This window comes from Nonomuraea sp. NPDC052634, from assembly GCF_040678535.1.
Lineage (GTDB): Bacteria > Actinomycetota > Actinomycetes > Streptosporangiales > Streptosporangiaceae > Nonomuraea > Nonomuraea fastidiosa.
On the sequence record NZ_JBFATY010000010.1, the window covers coordinates 39,895 to 59,583 of the forward strand.

At 70.4% G+C, this 19,689-nt stretch carries 20 protein-coding genes; 8 read left to right on the plus strand and 12 right to left on the minus strand.

Features of this window, described 5'->3' with window-relative positions:
- The first annotated feature begins 16 nt into the window (after nucleotides 1–16).
- Nucleotides 17–337, plus strand: a complete 321-nt coding sequence (locus AB0K67_RS31950; protein WP_364067739.1) for a hypothetical protein — start codon at nucleotides 17–19, stop codon at nucleotides 335–337.
- On the opposite strand, the gene AB0K67_RS31955 is transcribed toward AB0K67_RS31950, so the two are convergent.
- The 4 genes from AB0K67_RS31955 to AB0K67_RS31970 form a co-directional block, all read right to left on the minus strand.
- On the minus strand, nucleotides 338–3,163 hold the full coding sequence (locus tag AB0K67_RS31955; protein ID WP_364067741.1) for an AAA family ATPase: 2,826 nt from the start codon (nucleotides 3,161–3,163) through the stop codon (nucleotides 338–340).
- An 840-nt stretch (nucleotides 3,164–4,003) separates the two neighbouring features.
- Nucleotides 4,004–4,231: a hypothetical protein gene (locus AB0K67_RS31960; RefSeq protein WP_364067743.1), complete on the minus strand. Its 228-nt coding sequence runs from the start codon at nucleotides 4,229–4,231 to the stop codon at nucleotides 4,004–4,006.
- A gap of 8 nt (nucleotides 4,232–4,239) precedes the next feature.
- Nucleotides 4,240–4,461: a hypothetical protein gene (locus tag AB0K67_RS31965; protein WP_364067745.1), complete on the minus strand. Its 222-nt coding sequence runs from the start codon at nucleotides 4,459–4,461 to the stop codon at nucleotides 4,240–4,242.
- Nucleotides 4,462–5,024: 563 nt separating this feature from the next.
- Nucleotides 5,025–5,621: an NAD(P)H-binding protein gene (locus AB0K67_RS31970; RefSeq protein WP_364067747.1), complete on the minus strand. Its 597-nt coding sequence runs from the start codon at nucleotides 5,619–5,621 to the stop codon at nucleotides 5,025–5,027.
- Nucleotides 5,622–5,779: 158 nt separating this feature from the next.
- On the opposite strand from AB0K67_RS31970, the gene AB0K67_RS31975 reads away from it, so the two are divergent.
- Nucleotides 5,780–6,304 carry an SgcJ/EcaC family oxidoreductase gene (locus tag AB0K67_RS31975; RefSeq protein WP_364067749.1) on the plus strand — a complete coding sequence of 175 codons (525 nt, stop codon included), beginning with the start codon at nucleotides 5,780–5,782 and terminating at the stop codon, nucleotides 6,302–6,304.
- Nucleotides 6,305–6,444: 140 nt separating this feature from the next.
- Nucleotides 6,445–7,452: an aldo/keto reductase gene (locus AB0K67_RS31980; RefSeq protein WP_364067751.1), complete on the plus strand. Its 1,008-nt coding sequence runs from the start codon at nucleotides 6,445–6,447 to the stop codon at nucleotides 7,450–7,452.
- A 159-nt stretch (nucleotides 7,453–7,611) separates the two neighbouring features.
- Here the strand turns inward: AB0K67_RS31980 and AB0K67_RS31985 are convergent, their stop codons facing one another.
- A complete protein-coding gene (locus AB0K67_RS31985; RefSeq protein WP_364067753.1) occupies nucleotides 7,612–9,180 on the minus strand; it encodes an OmpA family protein in 1,569 nt (522 codons plus the stop codon).
- A 53-nt stretch (nucleotides 9,181–9,233) separates the two neighbouring features.
- Nucleotides 9,234–9,806, minus strand: coding sequence for a TetR/AcrR family transcriptional regulator (locus AB0K67_RS31990; RefSeq protein WP_364067755.1), 573 nt, complete (start codon nucleotides 9,804–9,806; stop codon nucleotides 9,234–9,236).
- 69 nt (nucleotides 9,807–9,875) lie between these two features.
- On the opposite strand from AB0K67_RS31990, the gene AB0K67_RS31995 reads away from it, so the two are divergent.
- Nucleotides 9,876–10,574, plus strand: a complete 699-nt coding sequence (locus tag AB0K67_RS31995; protein WP_364067756.1) for an SDR family oxidoreductase — start codon at nucleotides 9,876–9,878, stop codon at nucleotides 10,572–10,574.
- 18 nt (nucleotides 10,575–10,592) lie between these two features.
- Here the strand turns inward: AB0K67_RS31995 and AB0K67_RS32000 are convergent, their stop codons facing one another.
- Nucleotides 10,593–10,721: a hypothetical protein gene (locus AB0K67_RS32000; protein ID WP_364067758.1), complete on the minus strand. Its 129-nt coding sequence runs from the start codon at nucleotides 10,719–10,721 to the stop codon at nucleotides 10,593–10,595.
- Here AB0K67_RS32000 and AB0K67_RS32005 point away from each other — a divergent pair.
- Complete coding sequence (locus AB0K67_RS32005; RefSeq protein ID WP_364067760.1) at nucleotides 10,712–12,784, plus strand: xanthine dehydrogenase family protein molybdopterin-binding subunit; 2,073 nt, start codon at nucleotides 10,712–10,714, stop codon at nucleotides 12,782–12,784. The genes AB0K67_RS32000 and AB0K67_RS32005 overlap by 10 nt on opposite strands.
- Before the next feature lie 5 nt (nucleotides 12,785–12,789).
- On the opposite strand, the gene AB0K67_RS32010 is transcribed toward AB0K67_RS32005, so the two are convergent.
- Nucleotides 12,790–13,380, minus strand: coding sequence for a TetR/AcrR family transcriptional regulator (locus AB0K67_RS32010; protein WP_364067761.1), 591 nt, complete (start codon nucleotides 13,378–13,380; stop codon nucleotides 12,790–12,792).
- A 228-nt stretch (nucleotides 13,381–13,608) separates the two neighbouring features.
- Between AB0K67_RS32010 and AB0K67_RS32015 the strand changes: the two genes are divergently transcribed.
- A complete protein-coding gene (locus AB0K67_RS32015) occupies nucleotides 13,609–14,874 on the plus strand; it encodes a cytochrome P450 (protein WP_364067763.1) in 1,266 nt (421 codons plus the stop codon).
- Nucleotides 14,875–15,026: 152 nt separating this feature from the next.
- Here AB0K67_RS32015 and AB0K67_RS32020 read toward each other — a convergent pair whose 3' ends face one another.
- The 4 genes from AB0K67_RS32020 to AB0K67_RS32035 all read right to left on the minus strand — a co-directional run bounded on the left by AB0K67_RS32020 (nucleotide 15,027) and on the right by AB0K67_RS32035 (nucleotide 17,682).
- Entirely contained in the window at nucleotides 15,027–16,151 is a 1,125-nt protein-coding gene (locus AB0K67_RS32020; protein ID WP_364067765.1) for a hypothetical protein, read from the minus strand.
- The gene (locus AB0K67_RS32025) at nucleotides 16,148–16,324 is read right to left on the minus strand and encodes a sigma factor-like helix-turn-helix DNA-binding protein (RefSeq protein WP_364067767.1); all 177 of its coding nucleotides are present in this window, start codon (nucleotides 16,322–16,324) and stop codon (nucleotides 16,148–16,150) included. Before AB0K67_RS32025 ends, AB0K67_RS32020 begins: the two co-directional genes overlap by 4 nt.
- Nucleotides 16,321–16,665, minus strand: coding sequence for a sigma factor (locus AB0K67_RS32030; RefSeq protein ID WP_364067769.1), 345 nt, complete (start codon nucleotides 16,663–16,665; stop codon nucleotides 16,321–16,323). The genes AB0K67_RS32025 and AB0K67_RS32030 overlap by 4 nt, the downstream gene beginning before the upstream one ends.
- A gap of 246 nt (nucleotides 16,666–16,911) precedes the next feature.
- Nucleotides 16,912–17,682: a DeoR/GlpR family DNA-binding transcription regulator gene (locus AB0K67_RS32035; protein WP_364067771.1), complete on the minus strand. Its 771-nt coding sequence runs from the start codon at nucleotides 17,680–17,682 to the stop codon at nucleotides 16,912–16,914.
- A 146-nt stretch (nucleotides 17,683–17,828) separates the two neighbouring features.
- On the opposite strand from AB0K67_RS32035, the gene AB0K67_RS32040 reads away from it, so the two are divergent.
- Nucleotides 17,829–18,806, plus strand: coding sequence for a sugar ABC transporter permease (locus tag AB0K67_RS32040; protein WP_364067772.1), 978 nt, complete (start codon nucleotides 17,829–17,831; stop codon nucleotides 18,804–18,806).
- Nucleotides 18,806–19,681 carry a carbohydrate ABC transporter permease gene (locus tag AB0K67_RS32045; protein ID WP_364067773.1) on the plus strand — a complete coding sequence of 292 codons (876 nt, stop codon included), beginning with the start codon at nucleotides 18,806–18,808 and terminating at the stop codon, nucleotides 19,679–19,681. Before AB0K67_RS32040 ends, AB0K67_RS32045 begins: the two co-directional genes overlap by 1 nt.
- Nucleotides 19,682–19,689 lie beyond the last annotated feature (8 nt).

Genomic DNA, 19,689 nt, shown 5'->3' on the forward strand with positions numbered 1-19,689 from the left:
GACTCCTGTGTTCCAAATGCTCCTTTCGTCGGTCACTGCCCCACCCGCATTCGTTGACTACTCGGACGTTCCGGAGCACTGGACCGGACGTGACCTGCTGACCTCGGTCATCTCCTGGTACGGGCTCGACCCCGTGCTGGCGGCGCAGCGCGCGGAAGAGCTGCTCGGCCCGTGGGATCTGGCCGAGGCGGAGATCACCCCGGTGCGCGAGTACTCCCCTGCGATGATGAAGAAGGTCAGCCTGCTGATCACGCTTCTGCCGGAGCCGCAGCCCCTGGCGGTCGACGCCCTGCTGAGCGACGCGGGGTCGCCGCCGACATCCTGGATGAGCGCGTGATCAGCGTGCCGTTCTCCCCGCCGTACGCCGCATGTGGCCCGCGCCGCGCCGGGTCATGCGGGAGACGTCCGTTTCGGCGAACCCCGTGCCCAGCGACAGCTCGGTCGGCAGGTCGGCGCGGCGCTTCACGTTCAGCTTGCGATAGACGCGGGTGAGGTGCTGCTCGACCGTGCTGACCGTGATGAACAGGCGCTCGCTGATCTCCCTGTTGGTGTAGCCGAAGGCCGCGAGCGCGGCGACGCGCCGCTCGGCGTCGCTGAGCGCGGCCGCCTCGCCGAGGCCCTCGACGCCGTCCTCCTCGCGTGGCTGCAGCCGCGCGAGGAGCGGCCCGGCCTCGCACGCCTTGGCGATCTGCTTGGCCCGCCTGACCATCAGCCGCGCCCGGGTGATGTCGCCGAGCTCCTGGTAGGCGTCGCTGAGGTCCGCGTACGCCCAGCCGAGCTCGAGCAGGTCGCCCGAGCGCTGCAGCAGGGTCATCGCCTCCTGCAGCCGCGCCGGCCGCTGCCGCAGCTCGGTGACCGACGCGAGCAGCCGCAGCGCCCTGCCGTGCACCCGCGGATGCGTGCCGCCGGCGATGGACAGCTGCTCGGTGATCTTCTGCCGGGCCTCCTCGACCGCGCCGATGTGCAGGTACGTCTTGGCGATGGCGTAGCGCCAGTCCACGAGCGCCGGGATGTCGAGGTCCCAGCCGCGCAGCAGCGCGCCGCACTCGTGGAAGTCGCTGAGCGCCGCCCTGGTGCGGTTGGTGGCGAGGTAGTAGTCGCCCCTGGCCTGCAGGAAGAGCGGCCACAGCGTGGTCTGCGGCAGGTCGCCGGGCACGCCCCGCTTGATGATCTCGGCCGCCTCGTCCAGATCGCCCATGGCGACGGTGGCCCGCAGCAGCACCGTCAGCGGCAGGCCGAGGAGCACGCCCCAGCCCGTACGCGACATGCCGCTCAGCGCCTGCTGGGCGTAGCGCCGGGCCTCGCCCAGCTCGCCGTGCTGCACGGCCAGCCACGACCGCATGCCGGCCAGCGCCGCCGTCCACCTGGTGAACCCGCGCGCCGCCCCCTCGGTGCCGAGCATCTCGCACCAGCGCACCGCCTCCTGGTAGCGGCCGGTCTGGCCCAGCGTGAGCAGCGCGCCGAAGACCGCCTCCAGCTCCGCCTCGGCGAGGTTGCAGCTTTCCAGCAGCTCCTGGGCGGCGCCGACGATGTCCTCCTCCGACTTGCCCAGCAGCAGGTTGCTCAGCGAGAACTCCCGGGTGTCCGCCGTCTTCGGCCCGTCGGCCTCCCGCTCCACGAACATCGTGGGGAAGAGCAGCCGGATCCACTCCCTGGTGAAGCAGAGCCTGGCCTGCTCCCGTGGCTGGACGCCGCAGGCCCGCGCCGCCGTCCAGTCGTAGACGACGGCCGCGCGGCGGGTCCAGCCGTGCCACAGCAGATAGCGGCTGAGCGCGCGGGCGTCGGTGGGGGCGAGCTGGCCGCGCGCGAACGCGTCCTCGAGCGGCGCGAGGAAGCGCAGCGCGGCGGCGGGGCGGTGGCACCAGTTCGCCCGGGCCAGCTCGGTCAGCATCGCCGCCCGCGTCGCCTCGTCGTCGCAGATGAGCCGGCCGAGCTCCAGGCAACTGATCGCCCGGCCCTGGTCGTCGTGCACGAGCGCCGCCTCGGCGGCCTCGCGCAGCACCGACACCATCCACGGGTCGGCCTCCGCCGGCGTGGCCGGGCTGGCCGCCAGCAGATGGTCGGCGATGTCGCCGGGCTCGGCCCCGAGCTGGTACATGATCCGTGCCGCCCGCATGTACATGACGGACTGCCGGTCCGGGCTGAGGTCTCTGAGCACGGCCTTGCGCATCGTCGGATAGCGGAACTGGCAGCCCTTGAGCAGGCCCGCCGCCTCCAGCGCCTCCAGCGCGGGCAGCACGTACGCGGGCTTCACGCCGAGCAGCTGCGCCACCGAACCGGTGCTGGCCGAGCGCCCGAGCAGTGCGACGCCGCGGGCCGCGTCGAGTATTCGCGGATCCCACCGGTGCAGGCAGGACAGGACCGCCTGATGCAGATGCCGGCCGACGCCCACCTGCGGGCCCTCGGGCGTCCAGCCGCCGTGCGCCACGTCCCAGTAGTCCTGCACCATGGCGTGCAGCAGCAGCGGGTTGCCGCCGCTCAGCCGGTGGTACTCGGGGGCCAGCCGGGCGGCGGGCTCACTGCCCACCTTGTCCCGCAGCAGCTCCTCCACGCCCTCGGGCGACAGGCGGGTGACCCGGACCTGGACGCAGTTGGGGCGGCCCGTCAGCTCGGCGTTGAACAGCGAGTTCACCGGGCGGCGCTGCGCCAGCGCGGTCACGGCCAGCAGCAGCGGGGCGTTGGCCATCCGCCGCTGGATGTAGAGCAGAGCCTGCAGGCTGGGGCCGTCGACGTTGTGCACGTCGTCGACGGACAGCAGGATCGGCTGCCGCTTGGCCAGCTCCACGAGGACCCCGCACAGCCGTGCCGCGACGTTCGTGAGGTTATGCCCCAGCGCCACCGGGTCGGGCACTCCGGAGATGCCGTTGACCGGTTCCGGCGCGAGGGTCTGCTCCACCTCGTCGGCCAGCTCCTGAGGTAACTCGACGGAACGAAACAACTGTCCGAGCGTTCCCAGGGGAAACATTCGCTCCGCACGCGACCCGGCGGCTTTCATCACAAGGAACCCGGCCGCACCGGCCTCACCGGCGCACGCCTGCAGTAATGCACTCTTACCGGTGGCGCCGGGCCCGGTCATCACGATGATTCCACCGGTCCCGGCCAACGCCTTGTCCATCAGGTTTCGGAAGTTCGCCAGTGCCTCTGCACGTTCGATGAGCTGCATGGCCCATGCCTCCAGCCGGCCACCCTAGTCGTCGTACTCGACCTGTTTACTTTCCTTTTCAACTGAATTTCTGCGATCGCCTCGGCGCCCTTCGTCCGAGAGAAGGGGTTGCGGGGCAGGGTGACACGCAGGGGAAACGTCATTATTCGACCGTCCGGATCGTGATTTCGGGACGGTGGTACGCCGTATGGCCCTCGCAGACGATGCAGGGCAGGACGGGGTGCCCGCCGTTCCGGCGGTGACTCCTGCCCTGGCCGCCGCGTGCTCGATCTCGGCTACGAGGCCTGCCGCGGTCGCCGCGGCCCCCTTGACGGCGCGCCGGTCTTCGTGCCGCACGCGCACGCCCCCGCAAGCCTCGCCCTTCAGCATGTCATGCTGAAGGGCGAGCATAAAGTGCAATAATCGCCGGAGCATCTGATCCTCCGGCATTCGACGATGTCACCGTACGTATAGCCACACGTCCCCCGTCGGCGTCGCGGATCATCCTCCCCTTCAGACACCACCCCTGACAGCCTGTCGGCATTTCCTGACAGACTGCCCGAAGAGGGATCTGTCGGACAACATGACGGCAGTATATGTGGATAGATCACTTTTCGACCCCTAACGGCCCCCCTATATCCCCTCGAATCATGGAGCCATGTGGGACAACCGGTGGTTAAGGTGTGCAGGATAGGGAAGTGTTCGCGTTCAGCGATCTGTACGCATCGTTCACACATCCGCACCCTTGAGTGTGCGCTTTCCACCGGCTTCACCGCGCCTGCGCGCCCCATTAACCCGCCCGCCATCTTGGCGGGGTGGAGGTCGCAGCGATCACGGGCGCGACCGGTCGGGGCCGGTCAGTCATCTCCAGAGTTCGCCGTGCCGGAACTGGTACGTGGCCCCGGCGACGCGCAGCAGCCCGGCGTCACACGCCCATCGGCAGAACGCCGCCGGCCGCCACGGCAGCCGCCCGCGCACCGCCGCACAGATGACGCCGAACACGTACCGCAGCCCGGCTTTGTACGCGATGAGCGCGACCACGAGCCCGAATACGAGCCCGAGCGCGAGACCGAGCCCGAGCCCGGACACGAGCGAGGTCAGCGCCCAGACCGGATCTCCAGTGAGGACAGCGTGTACAGGATGCCCACCGCCATCAGCACCACGCCGATGATCTGCCCCTGGTTCGCGGCGGTCTCCAGGTCCCCGCTCATGCCCTGGGCCGCCCATGCGAGCGACGTCACCAGGATCCCGACCGCGACCAGCCACAGCCCGCGGTTCCACCACCGTGACGACGGCGCGCGTCCCCACCGAGTCCCCACCAACGTATGATGTGCCGCCCTGCGCCGCTGAGCATCGCCCCGATGGCTGATTGTTCTGAATCGGTGATCGGGGTGGCCGTCCTCGCCGTTCCCGCGCCGCCGAACAGGACGAGATCGTGATCGGCCCACGCGATGGCGACGCGCAGAAGGCCCCCACTCGCCGCAGCGGGTGGGGGCCTTCTCAGTCTGGTCGGCCGCAGTTTATGGCAACCGGTCCAAAACGACCACCCGTCCGGCCTACCCCGCCTCGCCGGCGCGTGCACGAGTCGTCGGACCCGGCCGTGCCGGCGGTGCGGAGGCGAAGCAGGCGCTGGGCAAGCGCAGGCGGCCGCACTCTCGGCTGTCAGAGGCCGGGGGTGCTACGTGAGCCGGCGCGGCGATCAGCGCAAGCGGCCATGCGCCGTGGATCATCGCTCCTGACCACTGTCGCGATCCTCATCGGTGGGCGTACGCGTGCCTGGCGTGCGGAAGAGCGGGCGACGGACCTCGTGAGGGCCCCTCCTACCGCGGTCGGCTTCTACGCAGGTGCACTGGGGTCCAACGGTGCAGCGGTGGAAGACGCCTCACTTCGGGCCGCAGATGCCCATGGCCTTGCCGATCAGGTCGGGGTCCTCGGCCGCGTCGAGGAGCGCCATCGCGTAGTCGGCGCGGGACAGCTGCATGGCGCCGCCCGTCGCGTTGTCTTCGAAGTCGATGTGCACTCTGCCGGCGGGCGGCTTGTCGTTCAGCATGGTCGCTCGGGCGATGGTCCAGTCGAGGTCGCTGACCTGCAGCATGCCCTCGGCCCTGGCCAGGTCCACGTAGGCCTGGCGGAAGAACAGCCAGGCCAGCGTGACCGGGAGCCGGGGGCGGGTGGCGGGGATCGAGCGGCTGCTCGTCATCACCACCCGCCGTACGCCGGCCTCCCGCATGGCGGTGATGAGCGTACGTGCGATGCCGCTGCCGCCGACCGCTGAGATGACGGCGTCCTGTCCCTGGACCGCCGCCCGTACGGCGTCCAGGTCGTGCGCGTCGCCCTGGTGCACCCCCGCGAGGGCGCTGCGGTCGGTGAGCAGTTCGGGGCGGCGGGCGAACGCGGTGATCTCGTGCCCGCGCTCGGCGCCTTGGGTCAGGACGTGCTTGCCGGTACGGCCGGTCGAGCCGATGACGAGGATCTTCATGACGATGCACCTTTCCATATGGCTGTTTGCACTATAACTATGGAAGCAGGCTATAGTGCAAATTGCATTAGTGAAGTTGATCCACCAAGGCGCCTGTCCCGCCTGGAGGCGCATACCTCAAGGGCGGGCGCCAACGGCAATCCCTCAGGAGTCACACGATGTCTGACAAGATCCGGACCGAGAACGCCGCGTCCGACCACTCCGCGTCCGACCACTCCGCGTCCGACCACTCCGCGTCCGACCACTCCGCGTCCGGCCAGGCCCTCTCCCCCGGCCAGGGCGCGTCCCCGGGCACCGCATCCGCGAACGGCGAGTACGCCGAGATCGCCACCCTGCTCACCCGCCTGGCCGAGGCGTGGAACGCGGGCGACGCGACCGCGTACGCCGCCCTCTTCACCGAGGACGCCGACTACATCACCTTCGACGGCAGGCTCACGCAGGGCCGCGACGCCATCGAGTCCTCGCACCGGTGGCTGTTCGACGGGCCGCTCAAGGGCTCCACCATGGCCGCCCCCGCCGACACCCGGTTCAAGAGGCTGGCCGACGGCGCCGTACTGGTGATCTCCACGGGCGGCACCACCCTCAACGGGCAGCTGCGCACCTCGACGGTCTCCTTCACCGCCGTCCGCACCCCGCAGGGGTGGCGTTTCGCGTCGTTCCAGAACACCAGGGTGTCGCACTGACCTGGAGCGCGCTCCAGGTCCTGGGTCAGGATGTCGCCTTGACCTGGAGCGCGCTCCAGCTCCTAGCGTCGATCTCACCGCCGACGCCTCGCTCTGGTCGACGGATCATTCGCCCCCTCTTAGCCAATGGGAGAAGACGCATGAAGACCGTACAACTGGGCCGTACCGGTGAACAGGTCAGCCAGCTCGCCCTGGGCTGCATGATCATGGGGACCGTCACGCCGGAGGACGAAGCCGTCACGATGCTCGACCGGTACGTGGACGCCGGCGGCAACTTCCTCGACACCGCCGACTGCTACTGCTGGTGGGAACGTCCGGGAAGTTTCGGCGGTGAGAGCGAGGAGCTGCTGGGCCGCTGGCTGAAGAAGTCGGGCAAGCGTGACGAGGTGTTCCTCGCCACCAAGGGCAGCGCCGTCGTACGTGACCTTGACGCCGTGTGGAAGGACGGGAAGGCGGACTGGGACGCCGCCTACCGCACGTTCGTCGGCGCGGGGGCCAAGACGTTGCGCGATGCGATCGACGGCAGCCTGCGCCGGCTCGGCACCGACCACGTCGACCTGTACTACGTGCACGTCGACGACCGTTCCACGCCTCTGGAGGAGACGCTCGAAGCGCTGGCCGGCATCGTCCAGGCGGGCAAGGCCCGCTACATCGGCTGGTCGAACGTACGGACCTGGCGGCTCGAGCGGATCCGGCAGCTGTGCGCCCAGCACGGCTGGCCGGCGCCGGTCGCGCTCCAGCAGCAGCACTCCTACCTGCGGCGCCGCGCCGGAGTCCGGCACATCTCGATCGTGGACGACGAGCAGCTCGACTACCTGGAGACGCACGACGACCTGACGCTCGTGGCCTACTCCCCCATACTCAAGGGCATCTACGACGACCCGGAGAAGCGGCGCGGGCACGGCGCGATGATCCCGTACGAGGGGCCGGACGCCGAGGCCAGGATCGCCGTGCTCACCGAAGTGGCCAATGAGGTCGGCGTGACCCCGAACGCCCTGGTGCTCGCCTGGCTGATGCACCAGACCTCGCCGGAGATCGTGCCGCTGATCGGGCCGCGCACCCTTCAGCAGTACGAGGCCGCGCTGCCGGCGCTCGACGTCAAGCTCACCGACGAGCAGCTCCACCGCCTCGACGCCGCCGGCGCCTGAGCAGGGGCACGAGCGGGAACGCCCGCGGCCGGGCGGACGGCACGGTCGGGCAGGCTCGCGGCCGAGCGGACGGCACGGTCGGGGAGGCTCGCGGCCGAGCGGACGGCACGGTCGGGCAGGCTCGCGTGGGGACGGGGCGCGAGTCTCCCCGGGCGCCCTTCAGCGCGCGATCGGCACGTTCTGGACCTTGCCGAGGCCGTCCACCTCGAACGTCATCGCGGTGACCTCGGGAGGCGGCGCGGGGAAGTAGATGTAGCCGCGCTGGACGCCGCCCGGGCGGATCGTCGTCACCGCGTTCTGCACGTAGAACCCGTCGCCCGCCCTGGTGCCGTAGTAGCGGGCCTTGCTCGACTCGTCCACGAGCGTGATGCCGCTGTAGGCGGCGCCGGTGACGAACTCGTGCGGAGTGCCGGCCCTGAACGGCTGCGGCACGGGCACCGCGATGCCTTCGGTGTCGGTGTTCTCGATCTCGAAGGGGGCGACGAGGAAGGCGCCGTCCCGGTAGAGCGGGTGGACGTGCAGCTTCAGCTTGTCGCGGGTCAGCGTGCCGGCCTCCGGCCCGAGATCGGGGCGGAAGGGCGCGGGTCCCGCGGCGCGTGCCGTGCCCGGGCTCGCCGTCGTCGTCCGGGTGACCTCCGGCGCCTGGGTCTTCAGCTTGTAGGAGATCTCGACGCGGCGGTTGCGGGCCCGGCCCTCGGGGTTGTCGCTGCCGTCCTTCCTGGTGTTGGGGGCGATGGGCTCGCTCTCGCCCTTGCCCGCGGCGCGGTACTCGTACTCGGTGCCGAGCAGGCGCCGGAGGTGGTCGAGGACCGCCTGGGCGCGGCGCTCGGACAGCTTCTGGTTGTAGGCGTCGGAGCCCTTGCTGTCGGTGTGGCCCTCGATGAGGATCGGCGGCCTGGCCGGGTCGGCGCGCTCGCGGGTCTCGCGGGCCACGTCGTCGAGCACGGCCGCGGCCTTGTCCGACAGGGTCGCCTTGTCGAAGGCGAAGAGCACGTCGGTCCGCAGGGCGACGGTCTCGTCGGTGCCCTCCTGGGTGCGGGACTTCTCGGGCGTCTCCACGTACTCTCGCACGTCGGCGACGTACGACCAGGCATCGGACGGGGGCGGCGTGACCGGCCACCGGTACACCGAGCCGGGCTCGGGGGTGCCGTCGTCGCCGGGCGCGGCGGACGGCTCGGGCGCGCCGTCGGTGACCGGGATGCCGGTCAGCTCGCCGAGCCCGCCGGCGAGCACGGTGACCTGGCGCACGCCGGCGGGCAGCGGCGGGAAGTAGACCTCGACCGGGTAGCGGGTGCCCTTCCTGAAGGACTCCGTGGGGTTGTGCTTCCTGGTGCCGTAGGCGGTCTCGCCGTCCTGCTCGCGCAGGGTGAAGTACACCTTCCTGCCGACCGGGTCCAGCAGCCAGAAGCGGGCGAAGTCGCTGTTCAGCGTGCCGTAGCCGAAGGTCGGCGTCTGGTAGTCGGCCGTGGGGACCGACAGCTCGAGCTTCAGCGCGGTCAGGTGGCGGTGCCGTTCGACGGCCTTGACCGTCAGGTCCACCGGGGCCGCCGCGCCGACCTCGCCCGTACGGGAGAACGTCTGCGCCGGGACCGCGGGCGTCGGGGGTGTCGGGGGCGCCGAGGGCGCGGTGGTCTTCCGCCCGGCGTCGGGCGTGGCCTGCTCGGGCGTGGTGCATCCGGCGATCATTGCCACGACGGCGAGGGACGCCGCCACCAGAGCGCTGCGCACCACAACCTCCCCCAGAGCGGGATCGTTCGCGCCGGTATGGTACCGGGTTCCGCTCAGCGGCTCGCCTTGATGAGCAGAGCCGTGAGCCGCTCGCCCAGCTCGTCGTCCAGGGGCGCGTGCTCCAGGATGAACCGGTACCACAGCACGCCGTACACGATGTCGATGAGCAGTTCGACGTCGGTGCCCGCGGCGATCTCGCCGCGCGCCACCGCCCTGTCGAGCAGCACGCGCAGCGCATCGCGCCGCTTGAACAGGAACTTCTCCTTGAACTCGGCCGCGAACGCGGGGTCGAGCAGCGCCTGCGCCATGAGCCCGATCAGCGTGGGCCGCTGCCCGCGCTGCGCGAACGTGGCCTTGAGGAACGCCATGAGGTCATCGGGCAGCGACCCCTCGTCCGGGAGCTGGATCGCCGTCTCGGCGCGCTCCAGCAGCGACTCCAGGACGACGTCGGCCTTCGACGACCACCAGCGGTAGATGGTCTGTTTCCCGCATCCGGCGCGCCGCGCGATGCCGTCGATCGTCAGCGCGGCGTAACCGCGTTCGTCCAGCTCGGCCAGCGCGGCTGCGAGGATCGCCGCCCGCGTGGCCTGGCTGCGTGGGCGTCCCAGCCGTCGCTCGCCTGTCATGGAACCGACTTTACAAGACGTGGCGTCTCGAATAGAAACGAGACGAGACGTCTAGAAAAGGAGACGACAATGCGAGTAGTGATCATGGGCGGCACGTCGGGCATCGGGCTGGCGACCGCCGCGCTCCTGGCGGGCGAGGGCGCCGAAGTGATCGTCACGGGACGCGACCCGGAGCGGCTGGCCGCGGCCAAGAACGCGGTGCCGGGTGACCTGGCGGGGGCCGAGCAGGTGGACGGGACGTCCGAGTCCGAGGTGGCCGCCTTCCTGGGGCGGGTCGGGACGTTCGACCATCTGGTGCTCGCCTTCAGCCCTGGCCCGGTCGGCGCCGGGACTCTGGCGGAGACCGACCTGGCCCACGTCAGGGCGGCGTTCGACGGCAAGCTCTTCCCCTACCTGTACGCGATCAAGCAGGCGCAGGTGACCGGGTCGGTGACCATGGTGTCGGCGGCCAGCGCCCGCGCCGGCCTGCCCGGCACGTTCACCTTCGCCGCCGTGAACGGCGCGATCGAGCGGGTCGTCTCGCCGCTCGCGGCCGAGCTGGCCCCGGTCCGGGTCAACGCCGTCTCACCGGGCGTCGTGGACACGCCGTGGTGGTCGTTCCTGCCGGAGGAGCAGCGGCGGGCCCAGTTCGCGGCCGCCGCCCAGACCATCCCCGCGGGCCGGGTGGGCAAGCCCGAGGACGTGGCCGCCGCGATCCGCTACCTGATCGGGGCACCGTACGTGACCGGCTCGATCCTCCCGGTGGACGGCGGCTTCACCGTCGCCTGACCCGCGGGCGAGCCGGCGTCAGGCGAGGCCGTCGAAGCGGCGGAAGGCGGCCTCCACCTGCGCGGGCAGGTCGGCCGGGTCCTCCGCGAGCCGCATGGCGGTGTGGAGGCAGGCCAGCGAGACCTGAGTGGCGAGCGTTGCCGCCATGGGCGTGGCGTCGTGCGGCGGGCACCCTGCCGGAACCCGCGGGCTTCTTCGCCGACGCCCGCCTCCCGCTCGCCGATCACGAGATCCGCCACTACGGCCAGATCGTGGCGGTGGTCGTCGCCGAGACGCTGGAGCAGGCACGCGACGCCGCGGCGCGGGTCGAGGTCGCCTGCGAGACGCGGCCTCCGAACGCCGACTTCGGCCGGGCCAAGCGCCACGCGGTGCGGCCGCCCGAGATCCCGGGGCTCCCGCTCGGCCCCGTCATCGCCAAGCCGGAGGACGTCGACATCGAGGCGGCGCTGGCCGCGAGCGAGGTCAGGGTGGAGGCGACCTACGACGTCCCGCCCAGGCACCACATGATGATGGAGCCGCACGCGGCCGTCGCCGCCTGGGACGACGGCAAGCTGACGATCTACAGCGGCACCCAGGGTCCGGTGGCGCACGCGATGGAGCTGGCCGCCGTGCTCGGCGTCCCGCCCGCCGATGTGCACGTCATCAGCCCGTACGTGGGCGGCGGGTTCGGCGGCAAGGCGTTCACCTGGGCGCCCGCCATGCTGGCCGCGGCCGCCGCCCGCGCGCTCGGCCGCCCGGTCAAGATCGTGACGAGCCGGGAGCAGCTGTTCACCGTGACCGGGCACCGGGCGGCGTCGTCGCAGACGATCGGCCTCGGCGCGTACCGGGACGGGCGGCTCCACGCGATCAAGCACCACACGGTCAGCGAGAGCCTCGTGGAGGACCCCGGCTACCGCGCCGCCCAGAAGTACTACGCCACCCCGAACGCGCACATCGAGCTCTCCATCACCCCTGGCATGAACCTGCCGCCCGCCACGATCATGCGCGCCCCCGGCGACGAGGCGGGTTCCTACGCCCTGGAGAGCGCCATGGACGAGCTGGCCGACCGGCTCGGCATGGACCCCATCGAGCTGCGCGTGAAGAACCACCTGGCGAATACGCTGATCGGCGGGATCCCGTACGCGAGCAAGCACCTGGAAGAGTGCTACCGCGTCGGGGCCGAGCGCTTCGGCTGGTCGCGCCGCCCCGCGCGGCCCGGTTCCCTGACCGACGGCGACGACCTGGTCGGCATGGGCATGGCCACCGCCGTGCTGGACGCGGGACGGGCACCGACCACCGCGCGGGTGACCTTCCGCCCCGACGGCACCGCCACGGTGGCCTGCGCGACATCGGACGCCGGCACCGGCATGGCGACGATCATGGCGATGACGGCCGCCCGCGCCCTGGGAGTGCCCGCGGATCGGGTCGTGCCCGCGCTCGGCGACTCCCGGCTGCCCGTCGCGGGCGCCGACGACATCTACGGCGCCATCGGCTCGGCTGCCACGGCGACCGTGACGGCCGCGATACTCGCCGCCGCCCGGGAGGCGATCGACGCGCTGGTCCGGCACGCCGCCACGGCCGAGGGCTCGCCACTGCGCGGGGCGGGCGACGTCCGGTACGAGGAGGGCCGCCTCATCGGCGCGGGCACGTGCACCGGGGCCGGCGAGGCGCGGCACGAGAAGGGCCGCCTCATCGGGGCGGGCACGTCCATCGGGTTCGGCGAGCTGCTCGGGCTGACCGGGACCGCCGAGATCGGCGCCGACGGCACCAGCACGGCCCCGGACGACGGGCACGCGCACGCCTCGTACGCCGCGCACTTCTGCGAGGTCAGGGTGAACCGGTGGACGCGCGAGCCCCGCCTGTCCCGCTTCACCACCGTGGTGGACGCCGGGGCGATACTCAACGCCGTCACCGCCCGCAACCAGATCACGGGCGGCGTGCTGTTCGGCCTGGCGGCGGCCCTGTGCGAGGAGGGCAGGGTCGAGGCCGCCACCGGCCGGATCTCGAACGCGGACCTCGCCGGCTACCTGCTCCCGGTCAGCGCCGACGCCGTGGAGATCGACGTGCACTTCCTCGACCATCCCGACACCGGGCTCGGGCCGGCGGGCGCGCGCGGCATCGGCGAGCTCGGCACGGTCGGCGCCGCCGCGGCCTTCGCGAACGCCGTCTTCAACGCCACCGGCGTCCGCGTCCGCACCCTCCCGATCACCGTGGACAAGCTGCTCGGGTAAGGGGTCTAGGTCTGCGGCCCGCGCCGGGTCAGGGAGCGGGCCAGGGCGACGGCGACTTCGGCGTTCATCGGGGCGTGGCCGATGAGCAGGCGGTACCACATCAGGCCGAGGAGCTGGTCGACGAGCAGATCGAGGTCGGTGTCCGGGGACAGGTCGCCCTGCTCGACGCCGCGGGCGAGCAGGGCGCGCAGCTCGTCTCTGCGGCCCGCGGTGAAGCGGCGCAGCCCCTCGGCGGCCACCGGGTCGCGCTGGGCCTCGGCCATGATGCCGCGCAGCAGCCCGGAGACCTTCTCGGCGGTGGCGAAGGTGGCGGCGAGGAAGGTCTCCAGATCGTCGGCGAAAACGCCGGTGTCGAGGCCGGGTGTCTGCTGTCTGGCGCGTTCGGCCATGGCCTCGAGCAGGACCGCGCCCTTGGAGGGCCACCAGCGGTAGATGGTGTGCTTGCTGACTCCGGCGGCCTTGGCGATGGCGTCGATCGGGACGGCCGCGTAGTCGTTGGCGATCAGCAGGTCCGCGGCGTGGTCGAGGATGGCCTGCCGGACGGCCGGGTTGCGCCGCCGTCCGGTGTGCGGGCGTGGCGCGGGGTCGGGACTCACGCGGCCGAGCCTAACACTTGCGGGAACCGCCGGTTTCGGTATGTGTTTTTCCAGAGTTAACGCATCGGCTCTTGGGGCGGCGTGGAAAGAAGGTTCGAGCGATGCAACCGTGACGATACATGTGCGTTCGCGATCTCTTTCTTATTCTGAGCCGGACGCTCAGGGGTTTGGCCGCAGCCGAGAAAACCTCGCCATGGCGGCCATCCGAAGAAACAGGGGATTTTCGCGATGACCGCAACGAACGCGCACGTGCCGTCTTCCTGCCCGATCACCCATCCGCTGGATCTCGGCGAAGACGGGGTGAATCGTCCCGGCCTTTACATCAATCCGCTTTACCACGAGCTGTGCGCGGCCGGGACCGGCGTCCACGAAGTCGTCCGGCCGAACGGCTCCCCCGCTTACCTGGTGACCCGATACGACGACGTGATCACCGTGTTCCGGGACCAGGACGCATTCTCCAGGCAGCAGGCCCTCGGCGACGACGACATCGATCTCGAAGGCACGATTCTCAGCCTCGACAAGGCCGAGCACGCCGCGGTGCGCGGCGTCGTGGCGGATCATTTCACGCCGCGCGCGGTGGGGCGGCTCGCCGGACAGATCGACGCCCACGCGTCGGCGCAGCTCAAGCACATGCTGCGGGCCGGCGAGCCGGCCGACCTGATGGAGACGTTCGCGCTGCCGCTCGCGCTCAACGTCATCAGCGACCTGTTCGACCTGCCGCCGCAGGACAGGGAGCCGTTCCGGGCCTGGGGCGAGGCGTTCCTGGCCACCAGCACGCTCGGCCGGTCGGAGGCCGCCGAGGCTCAAATGGCGATGGTCGGTTATCTGGCGGGCCTGATCGAGAAACGGCGCGCGGAACCGGGTGACGATCTTCTGTCCACGATCGCCGCGCGCGGCGAGGGCATTCCTCCCGACCGATTGATCAAATTGCCGCTCGCCCTGCTCGTGGGCGGCTGGGAAACGACCGCGAGCAGCATCGGCACGTTCATTCAGGTGCTGCTCTCTCATCCGTACGGCGATTATCCAACCGCTTACGCGTATCTGGTCGATCATCCGGAGAATGTGGAGAGCGCCGTGGTGGAATTGGAACGCATGTTCACCACGGCCGCGGCGGACGCGTTACCGCGCCGCGCCATTCGCGACACCACGCTGCCGAGCGGGGCGCGTTTACGGGAGGGCGATCTCGTCATCCCGTCACACGTGACCGCCAATTACGATCCGCGGGCATTCCCGGAACCGCGCCGGATGGACTTCGGCCGCGCGCCGAACCGTCACCTGTCGTTCGGCCACGGCGCCCACCACTGCATCGGCCGGCATCTCGGGCACGCCGAGGTGGTGGCGGCCGTGAGCCTGCTGCTGCGCGAGCTGCCGGCCCTGCGGCTCGCGGTCCCGGCGGAGGAGATCCAGCGCAAGCCCGGCCAGGTCATCGCGGGACCGGTGAGCGTGCCTGTCGCCTGGACGCCCGGCGCCGCGGACGGCCCGGCGGCGGCGTGACGGCTGGCCGGTCCGGCTCCTCAGAACCGCTCCTCAAAACGGCTCCCCGGAACGAACTCCTCAGCACGGCTCCCCGGAACGACTTTCCAGGACTGCTCCTGGAACGGCTCCTCAGGAAACCGGCCGGACGGGTCCCCGTCCGGCCGGGTCACCTACTTGGTAACGCGGCCGGGCAGGGTCAGGTAGAGCAGGTCCTCGCCGTAGTCGCTCAGCGGCCGCAGGTCGCCGGTCATGACGTCCAGCGCGAACATCTTGGTGCCCTTGCCGTGCCCCTTGACGACGACCTCCCTGTCGTCGAGCCACCAGAGCGGCTCGGGCCCTCCGGACGTGGTGGGAGTGGGCAGCCGCCGCACGATCGCGCCGGTCTTGGCGTCGAGCACGGTGAGCACCGGTGCCTCTTCCGGTTCCGGGGTCTTGTCGAGCGCCACCACCGTCCGGCCGTCCGGCGCGACTTCGCTGAACATGATGAACCTGCCGTCGAAGCGCACCGGCTTGCCGCCGCCGGTCACGGGCATCAGCCACAGGTCGGTCTTGATGTACCTGACGAGCTGGAGCACGCCGTCTTTGAGGATGAACGGCTCGAAGTCGCCGCGCAGCGCCGTACGCTCGCCGGTCCGCATGTCGATGATCGCTCCGGGGTAGTCGTCGAACTCCATCGGGTCGTCGACGACGAGGTACCGGCCGTCGTCGGAGACCAGGAGCAGGGCGCCGACCGGAATCTTCTTCTCCGGCATCTTGACCGGTGAGACCTTCTCGGCGCCGGTCTGCATGTCGCGGACGACGTACGCCTGTTCCTCGCGGCTGTAGTAGGCGAGCACGCCCCCGTTCTTGCTGATCGCGATGGGCACGCTCCTTCCCTTGGCGGTTCTTGCGACGGCCTTCTGCAGGCGGTAGGTCGTGCCGGCGGTGGTCACCACCCGCCACTCGTCGTCGCGGTCACACGGGACGGCTTTGCATCTCGGCATGTACGCGTGGCTCAGTCTCCCCACCGGCTCGTCCGGCAGGTCGGGCGCCACGTCGGCCCGGTCCTCGCCCGGCGCGGTCCGGTCCTCACCTGGCCCGGCGGGGTCCACGACCTGCACGGCGGGCTGCGTGACCGCCCGCCAGGGCGCCGTCATGACCACGCCGGAGGCCGCCACCGTCGCGGCGACCGCCACCGCGGCGAGCGACACCGTGACGCGCCGCCTGCGCCGGTGGCGGGCGATGGCCGAATCGGCCAGGTCTACCAGGGGCGCCTCGGCGGCGATGCCGTCAAGCGCGCGACGCAACCGCGTCATCGGGCCACCTCCTCGATCTCGGCTTCGGTGAGCATGGGCGCCAGCTCCGGCGCGATCGCCCGCAGGCGGTTCAGCGCGTGATGGGTCTGGCTCTTGATGGTGCCGATGGAGCAGCCGAGCGCGTCGGCCGTCTGCGCCTCGGTCAGGTCCTCGTAGAAGCGCAGCACGATCACCGCGCGCTGCCTGGGGCGAGCTTGGCGAGCGCCTGCCGCAGCACGATGCGGTCGAGCGTGGCGTCGTCGTGGGAGGCGCCGTGGTCGGTCAGCTCGGCGCTCGGCTGCTCGGGGCGCGGCCGGCGCCGCCAGGACGTGTACTGGTTGACCAGCGACTTGCGGATGTACGCCTCGGGGTTGCCGTCCCTGGCCAGCCTGCCCCAATGCCTCACGACCTTGGACAGCACGCTCTGTAGCAGGTCCTCGGCCTGGTGGGCGTCTCCCGTGAGCAGGTACGCGGTCCGCATCAGCGCTTGCTGGCGGGCGAGCACGAACTCACGGAAGCCGTCGTGACGGTCCAATGTGATCTCCTCTCGCCCGTACCCAACGCCGCCGGGCGGGCGAAAGGTTGTATGCGACGTCAGCCTTGTTGCCAGTGTTCCGGGTCGTGCGCCCGCGGCAGCCGGGTCAGCGACGCCGTCACAACCGGAGCCTGGGGGGCATGCGCCACGCCGCTGCTGTACCTGCGCGGCGCGTACCGCATCGAGAAGGCGACCACCGGCCGGGACGTGGGGGGCCATCGGCCGCTTCCTCTCCGGCTGAAAGCGTCAGACGCGCAGGATCTTGGGGCCGGCCTCGCTGTAGCGCTGCGCGGCCGCCCTGGGCAGCTGCTTGCCGGTGACGATCCAGGTCACCTGATTGAGGTCGGCGAACTTGGCGAAGCTGGCCACGCCGAACTTGGTGTGCTCGCACACCAGCACGCACTGCCGGGCCGCCTCCAGCGCCGCCGTCTTGGCCTGCGCCACGGCCGGGTCCGGCGTGGTCAGCCCGCGCTCGAGCGACACGCCGTTGGTGCCCATGACCGTGAGGTCGACGTTCAGCTCGCTGAGCATCGACGTGGCCCACCGGTCGACGGTGCCCATGGTCGTCGGGCGCAGGCGGCCGCCGACGATGATGACGTCGTGGTCGGTGTGCCGGCTGAGCTCGGCGGCGACGGTCAGCGACCGGGTCACCACGGTCATCCTGCTCAGCCGGCGCATGGGCCCGATCAGGTCTTCGAGCAGCGCCCCCTCGTCGATGAGCACGGTGCCGACCTCGGCGATCATCGCGATGGCGGCCTCGGCGATCGCGAGCCGCTCGGCGGTCTTGGCCTTGTGCCGGTGCTCCAGCGGCGTCTCGTAGCGGCCGCTGTCGGTGGGGTAGAAGACGCCGTACGAGCGGGCGATCAGCCGCTGCGACTCCAGCGCCCGCAGGTCCCTGCGCAGCGTGGCGGGCGAGATCGCGAACATGTCGGCGATCTCGGAGACGACCGCGCGCCCCTCGCTGCGTACGTAGGCGAGGATCCGCTGCTGGCGGTCGAAGGCACGGCCTTGAAACATGCTTGACATCTCGCGGACACCCTTGCACATCTGATTGAAACGTTCGCGCAATGGTCACAGATTCGGCACCAAATGACCAGATTCGAGCACATAACCGCAAGTAAAGTCGGCACACGTTCGTTCCCGACGCGGATGGGTGGTAGCCCGTGAGCAGTGGAGTCAGCGATCTCGAAGCGGGATCGGCACGCTCCGTCAGCGCCGGCCGGCCGACCGGCACCGCGAAGGAGACTTCCGGATCGCTCAGTGCGGCACGACGGCGCCGGCGCGGCTATTTGCTGTTCGCCGCGTTCGCGTTTCCTAACCTGGCGTTGATCGCCGTCTTCGCGTACTGGCCGATCATCCAGAACGTCTACCTGAGCTTCACCACGTGGGACTTCATCTCACCTGCGGCCGAGTGGTCCGGTCTCCTCAACTACCAGGCGCTCTTCAGCAGTTCGACCTTCCCCGCGGTGCTGTTCAGAACGCTGGTCTGGGTGGTCGTCGTCGTGGTCGTGACCCTGGTGCTCGGCCTGGCGCTGGCGATGCTGTTCTCCCAGCGCATACGAGGCACCAACGCGGTCCAGACGCTCGCCTTCGCCCCGCACGTGCTGTCCGGGGCGGCGATCGCGACGATCTGGCTGTTCGTCTTCGACCCCAACCACGGTCTCAGCCGGCTGGTGTTCGAGGCGTTCGGTTCCAGCTCGCCGAACTGGATCACCGACGACTCGTGGGCGCTGTGGGCGCTCATCATCGTCTCCATCTGGAAGGGCCTCGGCTTCGTCGCGATCGTCTACCTGGTGGGCATCCAGCAGATCCCCTCGGAGGTGCTGGAAGCGGCCAGGATCGACGGCGCCGGCCGGTGGACGCAGTTCAGGCGGATGATCCTGCCGCTGCTCTCGCCCACCACGTTCTTCCTGGTGATCACCCAGACGATCTCGGCCTTCCAGGCCTTCGACGTCATCGCCATGATGACCGGCGGCGGGCCCGCCCGCTCCACCACGACGCTGAGCTGGTTCATCTACGACGAGGCGTTCAACCGCAGCAACGTCGGCGGCTCCAGCGCGGCCTCCATGATCATGTTCGTGGTGCTGATGGCGATCACCGTCCTGCAGTTCCGATTCGTCGAGCGGAGGGTTCACTACTGATGACGGTCATGCCGACCGCGGCCGCGACCGAGCCCGCCGCGCGGAAGCCCGACAACCCGCGGCGAGCGCCCTGGTGGGGCGTGCTCGCCCTGGTGCTCACCGCCCTGGTCTTCCTCGGGCCGCTCTACCTCTTCGTCACCACCGCGTTCAAGACGAACGAGGACATCAACAGCTGGCCGATGCGTCTGATCCCGGAGTCGCTGACTCTGGAGAACTTCGTCACCGCCTGGGAGCTTGCCCCGTTCGGGCAGTTCCTCATCAACTCGGTCGTGGTCGCCGCGATCGGAACGGTGCTGAAGGTGGTGCTGGCCATCTCCACCGCCTACGCCTTCGCCTTCCTGCCGTTCCCCGGCAAGCGCTGGCTGTTCGTCTTCATGCTCGGCGCGCTGATGGTGCCCGGGCACGTGACGCTGCTGGTCAACTACATCACCATCGGCCATCTCCACCTGCTGAACACCTACGCCGGCCTGATCCTGCCGGGCGTGGCGTCGGCGTTCGGCACGTTCCTGCTCCACCAGTTCTTCCGCTCGCTCCCGTACGAGGTGCTGGAGGCGGCGCAGATCGACGGCGCGGGGCACCTGCGCACGATCTGGTCGTTCATCATGCCGATGTCCCGGCCGGCGATCATCACGGTCGGGCTCATCGCCCTGATCGACGAGTGGAACAACTTCGTCTGGCCGCTGATCGTGACCAACTCGGTCAACATGCGGACGCTGCCGATCGGGCTGCTCTACCTCAAGGAGAACGACGGCATCAACGACTGGGGCGCCCTGATGGCCGGGACCCTGTTCGTCGTCCTGCCCGTGACCATCGTCTTCCTGCTGGCGCAGCGCTACATCGTCGCCGGCCTGGCCGGGAGCGCGCTACGCCGATGACGACCACG

What these genes read in the sequence shown, in the direction of transcription:
- AB0K67_RS31990 (WP_364067755.1), bottom strand. Translation starts at nt 9,806, where the DNA reads ATGACAGGCGAGCGACGGCTGGGACGCCCACGCAGCCAGGCCACGCGG.
- AB0K67_RS31950 (WP_364067739.1), top strand. Translation starts at nt 17, where the DNA reads ATGCTCCTTTCGTCGGTCACTGCCCCACCCGCATTCGTTGACTACTCG.
- AB0K67_RS31980 (WP_364067751.1), top strand. Translation starts at nt 6,445, where the DNA reads ATGAAGACCGTACAACTGGGCCGTACCGGTGAACAGGTCAGCCAGCTC.
- AB0K67_RS32015 (WP_364067763.1), top strand. Translation starts at nt 13,609, where the DNA reads ATGACCGCAACGAACGCGCACGTGCCGTCTTCCTGCCCGATCACCCAT.
- AB0K67_RS31975 (WP_364067749.1), top strand. Translation starts at nt 5,780, where the DNA reads ATGTCTGACAAGATCCGGACCGAGAACGCCGCGTCCGACCACTCCGCG.
- AB0K67_RS32000 (WP_364067758.1), bottom strand. Translation starts at nt 10,721, where the DNA reads ATGGCGGCAACGCTCGCCACTCAGGTCTCGCTGGCCTGCCTCCACACC.
- AB0K67_RS31995 (WP_364067756.1), top strand. Translation starts at nt 9,876, where the DNA reads ATGCGAGTAGTGATCATGGGCGGCACGTCGGGCATCGGGCTGGCGACC.
- AB0K67_RS32035 (WP_364067771.1), bottom strand. Translation starts at nt 17,682, where the DNA reads ATGTTTCAAGGCCGTGCCTTCGACCGCCAGCAGCGGATCCTCGCCTAC.
- AB0K67_RS32045 (WP_364067773.1), top strand. Translation starts at nt 18,806, where the DNA reads ATGACGGTCATGCCGACCGCGGCCGCGACCGAGCCCGCCGCGCGGAAG.
- AB0K67_RS31970 (WP_364067747.1), bottom strand. Translation starts at nt 5,621, where the DNA reads ATGAAGATCCTCGTCATCGGCTCGACCGGCCGTACCGGCAAGCACGTC.
- AB0K67_RS31955 (WP_364067741.1), bottom strand. Translation starts at nt 3,163, where the DNA reads ATGCAGCTCATCGAACGTGCAGAGGCACTGGCGAACTTCCGAAACCTG.
- AB0K67_RS32020 (WP_364067765.1), bottom strand. Translation starts at nt 16,151, where the DNA reads ATGACGCGGTTGCGTCGCGCGCTTGACGGCATCGCCGCCGAGGCGCCC.